Annotated in this window: 9 protein-coding genes; 2 read left to right on the forward strand and 7 right to left on the reverse strand. The window is 47.1% G+C overall.

Features of this window, described 5'->3' with window-relative positions:
* Window positions 1-378 precede the first annotated feature (378 nt).
* Genes ACXAFI_RS00625 through ACXAFI_RS00635 form a run of 3 tightly spaced genes read right to left on the reverse strand, consistent with a single transcriptional unit; the run spans window position 379 to window position 3,102 of the window.
* A complete protein-coding gene (locus tag ACXAFI_RS00625) occupies window positions 379-942 on the reverse strand; it encodes a phosphoribosyltransferase (RefSeq protein WP_444920295.1) in 564 nt (187 codons plus the stop codon).
* 11 nt (window positions 943-953) lie between these two features.
* Window positions 954-2,315, reverse strand: coding sequence for an NCS2 family permease (locus ACXAFI_RS00630; RefSeq protein ID WP_216646281.1), 1,362 nt, complete (start codon window positions 2,313-2,315; stop codon window positions 954-956).
* A 1-nt stretch (window position 2,316) separates the two neighbouring features.
* Complete coding sequence (locus ACXAFI_RS00635) at window positions 2,317-3,102, reverse strand: outer membrane protein OmpK (protein ID WP_475107267.1); 786 nt, start codon at window positions 3,100-3,102, stop codon at window positions 2,317-2,319.
* A 993-nt stretch (window positions 3,103-4,095) separates the two neighbouring features.
* On the opposite strand from ACXAFI_RS00635, the gene ACXAFI_RS00640 reads away from it, so the two are divergent.
* Window positions 4,096-4,512 carry a VOC family protein gene (locus tag ACXAFI_RS00640; RefSeq protein WP_226642070.1) on the forward strand — a complete coding sequence of 139 codons (417 nt, stop codon included), beginning with the start codon at window positions 4,096-4,098 and terminating at the stop codon, window positions 4,510-4,512.
* Window positions 4,513-4,654: 142 nt separating this feature from the next.
* On the opposite strand, the gene ACXAFI_RS00645 is transcribed toward ACXAFI_RS00640, so the two are convergent.
* Window positions 4,655-6,190, reverse strand: a complete 1,536-nt coding sequence (locus ACXAFI_RS00645) for a cryptochrome/photolyase family protein (RefSeq protein WP_475107268.1) — start codon at window positions 6,188-6,190, stop codon at window positions 4,655-4,657.
* Window positions 6,191-6,619: 429 nt separating this feature from the next.
* Here ACXAFI_RS00645 and ACXAFI_RS00650 point away from each other — a divergent pair, with 429 nt between their 5' ends.
* Entirely contained in the window at window positions 6,620-7,327 is a 708-nt protein-coding gene (locus ACXAFI_RS00650; protein WP_475107269.1) for a glycine-rich domain-containing protein, read from the forward strand.
* Between the two features lie 40 nt (window positions 7,328-7,367).
* Here ACXAFI_RS00650 and ACXAFI_RS00655 read toward each other — a convergent pair whose 3' ends face one another.
* The 3 genes from ACXAFI_RS00655 to ACXAFI_RS00665 form a co-directional block, all read right to left on the reverse strand.
* Window positions 7,368-8,561 carry a CaiB/BaiF CoA transferase family protein gene (locus ACXAFI_RS00655; protein ID WP_475107270.1) on the reverse strand — a complete coding sequence of 398 codons (1,194 nt, stop codon included), beginning with the start codon at window positions 8,559-8,561 and terminating at the stop codon, window positions 7,368-7,370.
* Between the two features lie 176 nt (window positions 8,562-8,737).
* Window positions 8,738-9,886 (reverse strand): acyl-CoA dehydrogenase family protein, encoded by a 1,149-nt coding sequence (locus tag ACXAFI_RS00660; protein WP_475107271.1) that lies wholly within the window; start codon window positions 9,884-9,886, stop codon window positions 8,738-8,740.
* A gap of 141 nt (window positions 9,887-10,027) precedes the next feature.
* A complete protein-coding gene (locus tag ACXAFI_RS00665; protein ID WP_475107272.1) occupies window positions 10,028-12,184 on the reverse strand; it encodes a 3-hydroxyacyl-CoA dehydrogenase NAD-binding domain-containing protein in 2,157 nt (718 codons plus the stop codon).
* Window positions 12,185-12,189: the final 5 nt, after the last annotated feature.

The following is a 12,189-nucleotide window of genomic DNA, read 5'->3' on the forward strand; positions in this document are numbered from 1 at the left end:
AATTGGGACATTTATCTTTAGTAATCCCTGAATAATTTCTTGCTACTTCTTGAAGCCTTAAGGAGGCCGGCGAAATTATTTAGGGTCTTCTCAATTCTGGACCAACTTTTCCATTTAATAAATCGCTCAAAACTAACTTTAGTTGCATAAGTGGGGGCTTTTGAGAAAGGTTTGGAGTATGAGAGCGGTATTGAATATGTGTAACTTTAAATGAGTTAGCTAAGGTGGGAGTGATTCAGGCAGAAGGGGGGCTTGTACTGAGAATCGCCTAGGACTTTTACGGCAATGAGGTACGGTAATGTGGAATTAATCGATATGCCCCGATCAAGGGTATGAAGAGGCAGTATCGGGGGCACAGGCCCCCGATACGGGAGAGGGTCAGACTGCAGTAGCAATCCGGTCAACGTAAGGGGCCAGTTCAGGCTTGTTCTCCAGGATCTCTTCCCGTGAGAGGCCGTCGATTTCGTGAGGGAATACCAGCCACTCTTCGGTCTTGTGGATAAAGTAATCCGGCTCGCGCTTGGCTTTGTTGTTTTTTGGCTTGTAGTAAGGCGTTGCGATACGAATTTCCGGCGTGTTCTTTTTGCAGGCCGCACGCAGGTCTTCGATAGTTTGCTCAATACTCAGGCCGGAGTCGTGTACATCATCAACAATCAGTAGAGAATCGTGGGACTCAAGACGCTTAATCAGGTAGTTCAGGCCATGCACACGAACTTTCTTGCCGCGTTCGCCGATGCCGAGGTAGGAGGAAGTTCGGATCGCGATATGGTCCGCATCCACACCCATCACGTGCAGCAATTCCTGTACTGCAATACCTACCGGAGCGCCGCCACGCCATACACCAACGATGTAATTGGGGCGGAAGCCGCTCTGATAGATTTGCTCCGCAAGCGCGTAGGAATCAATCAGAAGTTGCTGTGCGCTGATAAAGTGCTTTTTCATCTGTGTACCCCTCAGAAAAAGGCGAACTTGGCAATAAAGAGAGCTGACAACACGTAGACACTGATACTGACGTCTTTGCTGCGCCCGCTCAGTGTTTTGATGACTGCGTAGGCAATAAAGCCCAGTGCAATACCGTGAGCGATGGAGAATGACAGTGGCATCATCACTGCCGCAATTACCGCTGGAGCGGCTTCGGTGATGTCATCCCAGTCGATGGAAGACAGACCGGAAGTCATCAGAACGCCGACATACAGCAGGGCACCGGCAGTCGCATAAGCGGGGATCATGCCGATCAGCGGAGAGAAGAAGGTCGCCAGCAAGAACAGACCGGCACAGACAACTGCGGTGAGACCGGTGCGTCCGCCCGCGGTAATCCCCGCGGTGCTCTCAACATAACAAGTGGTGGTGGAAGAGCCCAGTACGGAACCCACAACAGAGGCCGAGCTGTCTGCCATCAGAGCCTTGCCCATACCCGGCAGCTTACCGTCCTTGTCCAAAAGCTTGGCGCGGTCGGAGACACTCAATAGGGTGCCGGCAGTATCAAACAGGTCTACGAACAGGAAAGCGAAAATCACGCTGATCATGCCAACTTCAAAGGCGCCGGCAATATCCAACTCGAGGTAAGTGGGAGCCAGGCTCGGCGGTGCGGAAATCAAGCCAGTGAACTCTACTTTACCGATCGCCAGGGCAATAACGGTGACCGCGAGAATGCCGATCATTACAGAGCCGAGCATGCGACGATAGGACAGAGCCACAATAATAAAGAAGCCCAGGGCCGCCAGCAGAGCTTCAACGGATTTGAGGTCACCCAGCGTCACTAGGGTGGCCGGGCTGGCGACAACAATTCCCGAGCTCTTCAGAGCAATAATCGCCAGGAACAGACCGATACCGGCTGCCAGGGATTGCCGCAGGGAAGTGGGAATACTGTCGATTATCCACTCCCGCAACTTAAAGATACTGAGCAGCAGGAACACTACCCCCGATATAAACACCGCTCCCAGAGCCACCTGCCAGCTGTAGCCCATCTCGCCCACCACCACATAGGCGAAGAAGGCGTTCAGACCCATTCCCGGCGCCAGCGCGATGGGGTAGTTGGCGTAGAGTCCCATGATCAAACAGCCGATCGCCGCAGCAAGACAGGTCGCCATAAATACGGCGCCCTTATCCATGCCTGCAGCAGCCAGGATGTTCGGGTTTACAAAAATGATGTAAGCCATGGTCAGGAAGGTGGTCACACCGGCAATCACTTCCCGGCGAACATTCGTCTGACGCTCAGACAGCTTGAATAGCTTTTCCAGTAAAGAGGCGTCACCGCCTGCCTGGGGGATACCAGACCCTGGGGTCGCTGATGTTTGGATATCAGAGGGTTTCATATCAGAAGTGGTACTTTACTAGCAGGTTAACATTGCGTTCATTGGAGTCGGTATTAAAGGTTCCATCTTTGAACCCAAATTTGTCATTCCAATGTACGTATTCGATACCGGCATACAGGGCTTTTGGCTCGCCCCAATTTGCGCCCACGTCCCACTTAAGCTGGGAGGTAAAGTTCATGCTTGGGTGCGCATTTTCGGAGGCGCTGGTCCAATCGATAAAACCGTCGTATACGAAGCTGGAGTCACCCAGGGTAAACGGCATAGCCCAAACCAGGGTCAGCTGCTCGTTGCTGGCCTTGTCATCGTTATCGCGGCGGTAGGCGTTCACTTGAACAAAGGAGAAACCTGGTACTGCAAGGTCGACACCGAGTCCTGCCAGAACATTGGTGAAATGCGGGCCTGTTGCAGTGAGGTGATCGGGGTCGTCCATATTGCCCAGCTCTACGGTAGTTGCTACCAACACATCGGTTACCGGCCCCCAAGCCAGCTCACTACCGCTGAGCTTCCCCAGGCTCAGACGCGGAGAAATTTCTGAGTAAAGCTCTTTGGAACCATCTTCTGAATCTAGATAATCGGCAAAGATAAACAGGTCGCCCCAGCTGTGACCACTGGCGTGCTCAAAGGTCACTACGGAGCGCTCTTCGTCATCGGTGGTTTTGCTGTAAGCCATCTCATAGTCGCGGCCATACAGCAGGCTGAGGCTGTTGTCGCTCCAAGTCATTTCAGCTTGAGCAGCTACGGACAACAGGCCGGAGGCCAGTAGTAGCAGGGGCTTGGTTGGTTTCATTCTATTACCTCTGTTACAACGACAGGCGGAAATCGCACTGGCGGCCGACAATCAGGTCGGCAGTTGGTTAAAAAATAGTCGCGGAATATACCCGAGTTTACCGACTGTTTTCCAGTATTTTTTTTCAGCAATCGCCTCTCGGCGAGCAGCCTTAAAGCAATGAAGTACTAACAAATATTTAAAATGAAAAAATAAATACCGATTGGCTGTTGGTGAAGCCGGTAATAGGAAAAAAGGCCTATTGAAGAGGTAGCCTTATTTTTGACCCCGTTGAGCAGGTGTTTATATAGATAGTTTTGTGCGCCAACACATCAGGCTTCCAAATTGGGCGGGAGTCACTATAAGGGGGCAAGACTATAAGGCTGCAAGAAAGGTACAAGAAGGATGCAAGAGGCTAAAAGAGAGATAGTTGCTATCGGTATGCAGTAGGCATTAGGCGAGATAGGATATGTGAATAGATCTGCCTTTATAAGGATCGGCCGCTTTTGGTCCACTGCTATTCGTATTTTGAGTGCACTATTAAGGTGCACAGTAAAAGTCGATAGAGACACCTATAGAATGGAGAGTCCTAGTGAGACTGTGACTTGTGAGTTACTCCACTATTAAAGCTGGTCAGTTATTCTTAGAAACACATGTGTTAAAGTGCGGCTCTCAATTAGGAGGATATTTCAAGGCTAGCCGGTTAGTCGTGACCTGAATCTGCCATCTGCTGATTATTTGAGCACTCGGTGGGGAAGGTTTATACACTGCCCTATAAATAGAAGCAGTATTTCTATATGGGGCTTAGAAAGAGGCTTAGCTGACGTGCCTTGTTGTCCTCTTGCCATCTGGAGAGCTTAATGCTCTGCGACCAGGTGACAGAAATAATAAATCGGGGTCGGTTGATCCCGCATATACAAATTGGTTGTTTGATGAACCGAATCCAAGGGGGTTGGCTTGCGAATACAGGCTAACTAGAGGGGCGGTGAAGAGCAATCGGGAGTGGGAGGCTTTATGAAATCTAATTGTTTACACCTTGCAATCCCCGCGGGGGACCTTGAGGTAGCTAAGAAATTTTATTGTGGCGTATTTGGTTGTAAAACCGGAAACAGCGAAGAGGGGCGTTGGGTAGATATCGATTTCTGGGGTAACGAACTGACTCTGCACCAGAGTGAAGAAAAACTACCTAACGTACGTCACAAGGTAGATATGGGAGCAGTTGCTGTTCCCCATTTCGGTATTCACCTACCGGATGACGAATTCCAGGCGCTGAAAGCCCGTATCGAAGCTGCTGGTCTGGAGTACCTGGATAAGCCTTACCGTCGCTTCGTTGGCAGTGAATACGAACAAGAAACTTTCTTTATTGAGGATCCCAACGGTAACGTGTTGGAGATGAAGACTATGGTTAATCCGGAACTGATGTTTAAGTGAAGTTCGGGCCATAGTTAAATCTATGAATTGAGCTCTCTAGATACTATTTATTGTCTGGCGGGCTCAATAGAAAGATCAATCCTATCAACACTCTCTCCGTGCACTTTTATTCTTCTATTTAATTTTCGATAAAAGCTGGCTTCTAGTTTCTATGTATAGATTTGATGAAGCTTTCAGCTTGAACTTGGATATCTTTTTTTTCTTTATTGGTTAATTTTTCCACAAAACTGAGCATCATAGACATCCGTGGATTTTTCTTAAAATGGTCCCTCTTCTGCAAGAGAAAATTCCAGTAAAGGCTATTAAAGGGACATGCATCACTTCCAGTTCTTTTCTTTACGTCGTATCTGCAGTTTTGACAGTAGTTGCTCATTTTATTTATATATGAGCCGCTACTAATATAAGGTTTTGTTGCAACCAGTCCACCATCAGCATACTGGCTCATACCTCGGGTATTAGGTAATTCTACCCACTGTATGGCATCGATATATATACCCAAATACCATGTGTCTACCTGATCCGGGTCCGTTTGTGTTAGTAGCGCAAAGTTACCGGTAATCATCAAGCGCTGAATATGGTGGGCATAGGCGTGTTCCAGGCTGTTGTTGATAGCACTTTTTAGACAGTACATATCGGTTTCGCCTGTCCAGTAGAAGTTGGGAAGAGGATTGTAATTGCGTAGTTTGTTTAGCTTGCTATAGCTTGGCATTTCCTGCCAATAAATGCCACGCATATATTCTCGCCAGCCGAGAATTTGCCGGATGAAGCCCTCTATTTGATTAATGTGAATACTCTTTTTATTGGATTCCCAGTGATCAATCGCATGGTTAATAACTTCGCTAGGGGATAGCAACTTGCAATTGAGAGAAAAGCTTAATCGGCTATGGAACAGATACGACTCATTAGGGTCCATGGCATCCTGATAGTCACCAAAGTGCGGCAGCAATTGCTTGCAAAAGTGATTGAGCAGTTTGAGACTATCTGCACGACTCGTTGGCCAGATAAAATGCTTTGGATTGATAGTACCAATGGTTTTTATTTTTTCTTTCTGGATGCGCTTAAGCGTTTTTTCAACGTTTTTTCGGAATAGATATTGTTGAGGGGGTTCTCTATCTTCATTCCATTTTTTTCGATTACCTTTATCAAAGTTCCATTGATGGCCAATAGGCTCGCCTTTTCTGTCAATAAGAATATTGTGCTTCTTGCGCATATGACGATAGAAGCTTTCCATTAAATAAGATTTCTTTTCCAAGAAGAAACTTTCCAGATAGTTCCTTTTGGTTAGATAGTGTTCGGTGTCATAGACTTCAGACTCAATTGATAGCTTTTTAACGATTGTCTTTAGTTGAGTATCAAGGCGATATTCATCGGGGAGCTGGTATTCAAATTTCTGAATATTCAACTGATTGACTAATGTTTGAATGTTCGCTTCAAGGTTTTGCTGGTTTTTGTTGTTGTCTATTTGGTAGTAAATTACTTGATGGCCTTTTGATTCAAGCCATTCGGCAAAGTTTTGCATTGATTCAAAAAAGGCAACCACTTTTTGAATATGGTGGGCAACGTAGTCTGTCTCCTGTTGCATCTCAGCAATAAAGTAATAAATATTTTGATGGTTTTCTCTAAACCAAGAATGCTTATGGTTAAGTTGGTCGCCCAGTATAAGTCTCAGTGTCTTCAAAGGGGGTCCCTTTTTGAATTGATGTCTATATAAACTTTATCCATAAACATACAGGATGTTGTTGATGTGCTTAGGAGGTTGGTTTTGGGAATATTAGCATTTGAAAAGTTGGATAAGTTGGGTTTAAGTGCCAATTTTTATCCTGGCCGATGGTGTGCGCTGAGTTGTTTTTAGGATGTAATTGACCTGAACGATGCTCAAATTGATACGTCTGCACCACTTAAGGTAAGAGTAGGCAATTACTAGAAATAAAATTTTACTTAATTGTTAGAAGTTATATCATTGTGATCTTTCGAAAAAGGGTGTTCTTAAATATTTGACCATGATTTGCTGAGATAGATTTTTTGGTGTAGAGCTTGGGGTTGAAAAATTTTTTCTTAATCATGATTTTCTTTGTTTGGGTTAAGTAAGTAGTAGAAATGTTGTTTTATGGAAAGAGTTTTGCTGTTTAAATGGATTGGCTTGTTTGTATTTTTAATATTTCTCGTGTTCTTAGTATATAAAATAAGGAAAAGGTCTAGGGTTAAGTACCTGGAGACTTATATCTTTCATTCGAAGATTAAAGACAAAATAAAAACAGTTTATCCACATCTATCCAGTCAAGAGTTGGATATAGTATTGAAGGCTCTTCGGGAGTATTTCTGCGTTTGTCAAGTTTCTGGAAAGAAAATGGTATCTATGCCTTCTCAAGTTGTAGATGTCGCTTGGCATGAATTTATTTTGTATACACGCTCTTATCAGAAATTCTGTAAAAAAGCTTTTGGGCGTTTCTTACATCACACACCCGCAGAGGCAATGCCAACCCCAAACTCTGCTCAGGAGGGTATCAAGAGGGCATGGCGCATCTCCTGCTTCAGGGAGGGGGCTAACCCAAAGAGCCCTGGACATCTGCCGCTATTATTTGCCATTGATCAGAAATTAAATATAAAGGATGGCTTTCAATACTCCCTAAATTGTAGGCGTAGTAGTTCTTCCGGGGGTGCTTCCGATTACTGTGCTTCTCATATTTCCTGTGCTTCAGGATGCTCAGGGGATTCGGGAGACTCTGAATCAAGTTCTTCCTTTGGCGGATTTTTTGATAGCTTTAGCAGTGACTCCAGTGGCTGTAGTGGAGGTTGCGGTGGCGGTGGAGATTGATTTTCCTCAATATACTTCTCGATATTTTTAAAAAAATACTCTAAGCAATAACCTTATTGGCAAGTAGTCGGTCAATATCCTGGGAGCTATATCCAAGTGATTCCAGGATCGATCGGCTATCTGCGCCTAGTGTAGATCCTGCCTGGTGGTTTTTATTTTTCCTTCCTTTGAATTTAAACGGCGTGTTGATTTGTAGGAGAGTGTCGCCACTTTTTGTGGCTGCATTTGCAATCATTTGACGATCTTGAATTAATTTACTTTCTGTGGCTTCACTGAAATTAAGAACCGGTTCTACACAGGCGTCGATATCAGAGAAAATACTATTCCATTCGTTGAGTTTCTTTTTCTTTATTATAGCGGCAATGTCTTGTTTCAAGCTCTCTTGTTGGTCGCTTTCGAGTACACGTTCCATCCATTCGGGGTGGCCGATACCCAGAAAAAAAGCTTCGGCAAACTGGGGCTCAAGACTGCCAACGGATAAGTAGCGGTCGTCGGCAGTACAGTAGTAATCATAATAACTACCACCATTGAGCAGCTCCATTTCCATCTCTGGATCTTGGCCATTGGCGAGGGCGTTGGCACCGCAAATGGCATTTAAGGCATAGGCACAGTCAGTCATACTGATGTCAATATGCCCGCCGTGGCCTGTTTGTTGGCGGTGATACACTGCGGCAAGAATAGCCATTGCTGCATGGTGGGAGCCTCCAGCAATATCGGCAATTTGCATACCGTTCAGGCTGGGTCCACTATCCTGTCGGCCGGAATAGCTGGCCAGCCCGGAGAGTGCCAGGTAATTGATGTCATGCCCGGCGCGCATTTTCAGGGGCCCATCTTGTCCGTATCCGGTGATTGAACAATAAATAATATCTGTGCGTATCTCACTAAGGTTTTGATAACCAAATCCAACTTTTTCCATTACTCCTGGGCGAAATTGTTCGATGACAATATCGTATTCGCTGAGTAACCTCTCGATAATCTCTTTTGCCTCTTGGCTTTTTAAATCCAGGGCCAGGGATTTTTTATTACGGTTTATCGTTGCATGAGCTGCGGAAACGGGCTCTGCGCTGCCGACCATGGGAGGAAGGCCTCTTAGCATATCTGGGCGATTGGGAGACTCTATGCGTAGAACCTCTGCACCCATGTCTGCTAACAGCATAGTGGCGTAAGGACCGGGTAATAGGGTTGTGAAATCGAGTATTTTAAGGCCTTGCAGGGGGGCAGTAAAATTATCCATTTTTTTAAAATCAATTAAAATTATTATTAGAGTGTTTTGTAGGCTGTTTCCGTCGGTGATCACCAAGAAAACATCAGTGCTATTAACCTATGAGCTGAGTTTATTTATTGACAACTCTTTGGTTAATCAAATAACGGGGTAAGCCCGGTAATCTACACGATCACCGGGTTAGGGGATTAACCATCACGGAGGATGTCGCGGGAAATAATCAGCTTCATAATTTCATTCGTACCAGCATAAATACGCTGAACCCTGGCATCCGCCCAGGCGCGGGCAATTGGGTATTCCCACATATAGCCAAAACCACCGTGAAGCTGAACACACTCATCTAGCAGTTTACATTGGAAATCTGTCGCCAGTAATTTAGCTTTAGCCGCTGTGGTAACATCAAGCTTTTTCTCATAATGCAGCTCTAGGCAGCGATCCACAAAAACCCTAAGAGCAGAGAGTTCACTGTCTAACTCTGCCAGCTTGAATTGAGTGTTTTGAAATGCGGCAATGGGTTTACCAAAGGCCTTACGATCACGGACGTAATCAATTGTCCAACTTAATGCAGCCTCCGCGTTTGACATGGCAAAAATAGCGACGCTGAGCCTTTCCTGTGGCAATTCTTGCATTAGGTAGACAAAGCCCTGACCTTCGGCTCCCAATAAATTTTCCACCGGAACCTTAACGTCATCAAAGAAAAGTTCGGAGGTGTCCTGGGCTTTCATGCCGATCTTTTCCAGGTTATTCCCTTTTTTGAATCCTGCCAGCTCGGCCTCGACTAAGAGAAGGCTCACCCCCGATGCGCCTTCACTGGGGTCTGTTTTTGCAACGACAATCACTAAGTCGGCATGTTGTCCATTGGTAATAAATGTCTTAGAACCGTTGAGAAGATAGTGATCTCCCTTCTTGATGGCCGTTGTCTTCACTCCCTGTAGATCTGAACCGGCACCGGGTTCCGTCATGGCGATGGCTGTAACAATTTCACCACTGATACATTTGGGGAGATATTTCTTTTTTTGCTCTTCGCTGCCGTAATTTATAATGTAGGGTACAGCAATATTGGAGTGCAGACCCCAACCGACGCCAGAAAGACCCGCTCGGGCGATTTCCTCATCGACAATCGAGTTGTAACCGTAGTCCAGCCCCAAGCCACCGTAGGATTCGGAAATCTGGGGGCAGAGAAAACCCATTTCCCCGGCTTTATTCCAAAGGGCGCGATCAACCTGTCCATCTTTTTCCCACTGGCTGTGGAATGGGACGGCCTCGTTTTCCAGGAATTTCCGCACGGTATCGCGAAAATGCTCGTGGTCCTCGTTGTAAACGGTTCTCGGTATCATTCTGAACTCCAACATTCGTTTTTATTATCTGGAATTGTAGACCTTTCAAACTTGGGCTAGGCCAGGGCTGTTCGGGTGAAGCAGCCCCGCGATTCACGACAAGTTTCTACGCTACTGAGTGACTTTTCGGTCCTTGAGTGACTATTCAGTATCTTTCAATTCACCCTTGGATTCGGCAAGGGTCAGTAATATTTCTGGAGGTGAAAATCTGTCGCCGTAGGTTTCTACGAGTTTGTGCGCGCGCTGTACGAAAGCAGCGATGCCATATTGGTTAATATATTGCAGGGCCCCGCCGGTCCATGGGGGGAAACCAATACCAAAAATAGAGCCTATATTGGCCTCGCGAACACTGCGCAGGACTTTTTCTTCGTAACAACGCAGTGTCTCGATCGCCATAATAAACAACAGGCGCTCCTTGATATCCTCAACAGGAGGTTGCTTTGACGGAGGGAATTCTTGCTGTAGGCCCTGCCAAAGGTGTTTTTTGCCTCCTTCCGGGTAAGAGTAAAATCCGCCACCAGCCAGCTTGCCGGCACGGCCCAGTTCCAGCATATGATCGATTACAGACTCTGCTGGGTGTGTGGGAACACTCTTACCCTCTTTCTGCAGGTCGTTGATAGTCTGTTGACGAATCCTGCTCATTAACGTGAGTGAGACCTCATCACTCACTGCCAGTGGCCCCACCGGGAATCCGGCCAGAGATGCGGCATTTTCAATAGTGGCGGGGTTTACTCCCTCGCCAAGCATGCCGATCCCTTCGTTGGTAAAGCAGCCAAATACTCGGGAGGTGAAGAAGCCGCGACTGTCGTTAACGACAATAGGCGTTTTACCGATTTGTAAAACAAAGGCAAATGCCTGAGCCAGGGTCTCTTCATCGGTCTCCTTACCACAGATGATTTCCACCAGCGGCATTTTGTCTGCTGGAGAGAAAAAATGTAGGCCGATAAAATTACTGGGGCGTTTGGAGGCTTGAGCCAGTCCGGTGATGGGGAGTGTGGAGGTATTGGAGGCGAAGATGGCGCTGTTGCCCAGTTGGGCCTCTGCCTCGCGGGTGACCTCGGCTTTTAGCTCGCGGTCTTCGAATACTGCTTCAATAACTAGTTCACATCCGCTTAAGTCGGCAGCATTATCCGTAGGCTGAATGTGAGATAGGATGGTTTCTACACGCGCTTCATCGGTGCGGCCGCGTTCCAAGCGTTTTTGCAGAGCCTTCTCTGCATAGGCCTTACCTTTTTGCGCTGCCTCCATGGAAATATCCTTGAGTACAACATCAACACCTTTACTGGCACAGGCATAGGCGATACCCGAGCCCATCATGCCAGCCCCGAGTATTCCGACCTTTTTAATAGGCGTGGTTTTGGATTCTCGCGCGGCTTGGGGAAGGGAGGCACCGCCCTTCAATGCATTGAAGGCAAACCAGAAGGTGCCGATCATATTTTTTGCCACTTGACCGCAAGCGAGGTCGACGAAATAGCGCGATTCAATACGCGTGGCTGTCTCGAAGTCTACCTGGGAGCCTTCGATCACTGTCGCCAGTATTGCTTCCGGGGCAGGTAGGCAGCCGTGGGTTTTTTTCTCCAGCATGGCGGGGGCGATCATTAGCAGCTGGGCATTCTTCGGATTTTTGGCATCCCCACCGGGCATACGGTAGCCGGGTTGATCCCAGGGTTGTAGGCTAGGCTGGTCACTGTTGGCGCGAATAAAGTCGCGGGCTTTGTTGAGTAAGTCTTCAGTATCTTTGGCTGTCTGCTGGATCAAACCGCTTTCCAAGGCCTGCTTGGTTTTCACTTGTTTGCCTTCCAGTAGGAAGGGCAGGGCATTTTGAATACCCAATAAGCGTGGCATACGCACACAGCCCCCACCTCCGGGCAGCAGGCCGAGGGTGACCTCCGGTAATCCAATTTTTACCGAGTTGTCTTCTAAAGCGATTCGGTGGTGACAGCTTAGGGCAATTTCCCAGCCACCGCCGAGCGCAGCACCGTTGATTGCCGCAACCACGGGTTTGCCCTGGGTTTCCAGCCAGCGCAAATTTGCCTTGAGGGCCTCACAGGAAGCAAAGAATTCTTCGGCTTCACTTTTTTTAGCGGCATAGAGAGATTTAAGGTCGCCGCCGGCAAAAAATGTTTTCTTTGCCGAACGAACGATAATTCCCGCGTATTCCTGTTGCTTTAATTCCTCCACCACAGCCTGCAGTGCGTCTGTAAAATCTCGGTCCATAACATTGGCCGAGGCATTGGGGTTATCCATAATCAGGTGGACAATGTTGTCACCGTCTTTTTCCAAGCGTATAGATTTCATAGTTC

This window comes from Microbulbifer sp. ABH2_005, assembly GCF_056160005.1.

Coding starts and splice junctions, on each gene's coding strand:
- ACXAFI_RS00625 (WP_444920295.1), bottom strand. CDS start 942: ATGAAAAAGCACTTTATCAGCGCACAGCAACTTCTGATTGATTCCTAC.
- ACXAFI_RS00630 (WP_216646281.1), bottom strand. CDS start 2,315: ATGAAACCCTCTGATATCCAAACATCAGCGACCCCAGGGTCTGGTATC.
- ACXAFI_RS00635 (WP_475107267.1), bottom strand. CDS start 3,102: ATGAAACCAACCAAGCCCCTGCTACTACTGGCCTCCGGCCTGTTGTCC.
- ACXAFI_RS00640 (WP_226642070.1), top strand. CDS start 4,096: ATGAAATCTAATTGTTTACACCTTGCAATCCCCGCGGGGGACCTTGAG.
- ACXAFI_RS00650 (WP_475107269.1), top strand. CDS start 6,620: ATGGAAAGAGTTTTGCTGTTTAAATGGATTGGCTTGTTTGTATTTTTA.
- ACXAFI_RS00655 (WP_475107270.1), bottom strand. CDS start 8,561: ATGGATAATTTTACTGCCCCCCTGCAAGGCCTTAAAATACTCGATTTC.
- ACXAFI_RS00660 (WP_475107271.1), bottom strand. CDS start 9,886: ATGATACCGAGAACCGTTTACAACGAGGACCACGAGCATTTTCGCGAT.
- ACXAFI_RS00665 (WP_475107272.1), bottom strand. CDS start 12,184: ATGAAATCTATACGCTTGGAAAAAGACGGTGACAACATTGTCCACCTG.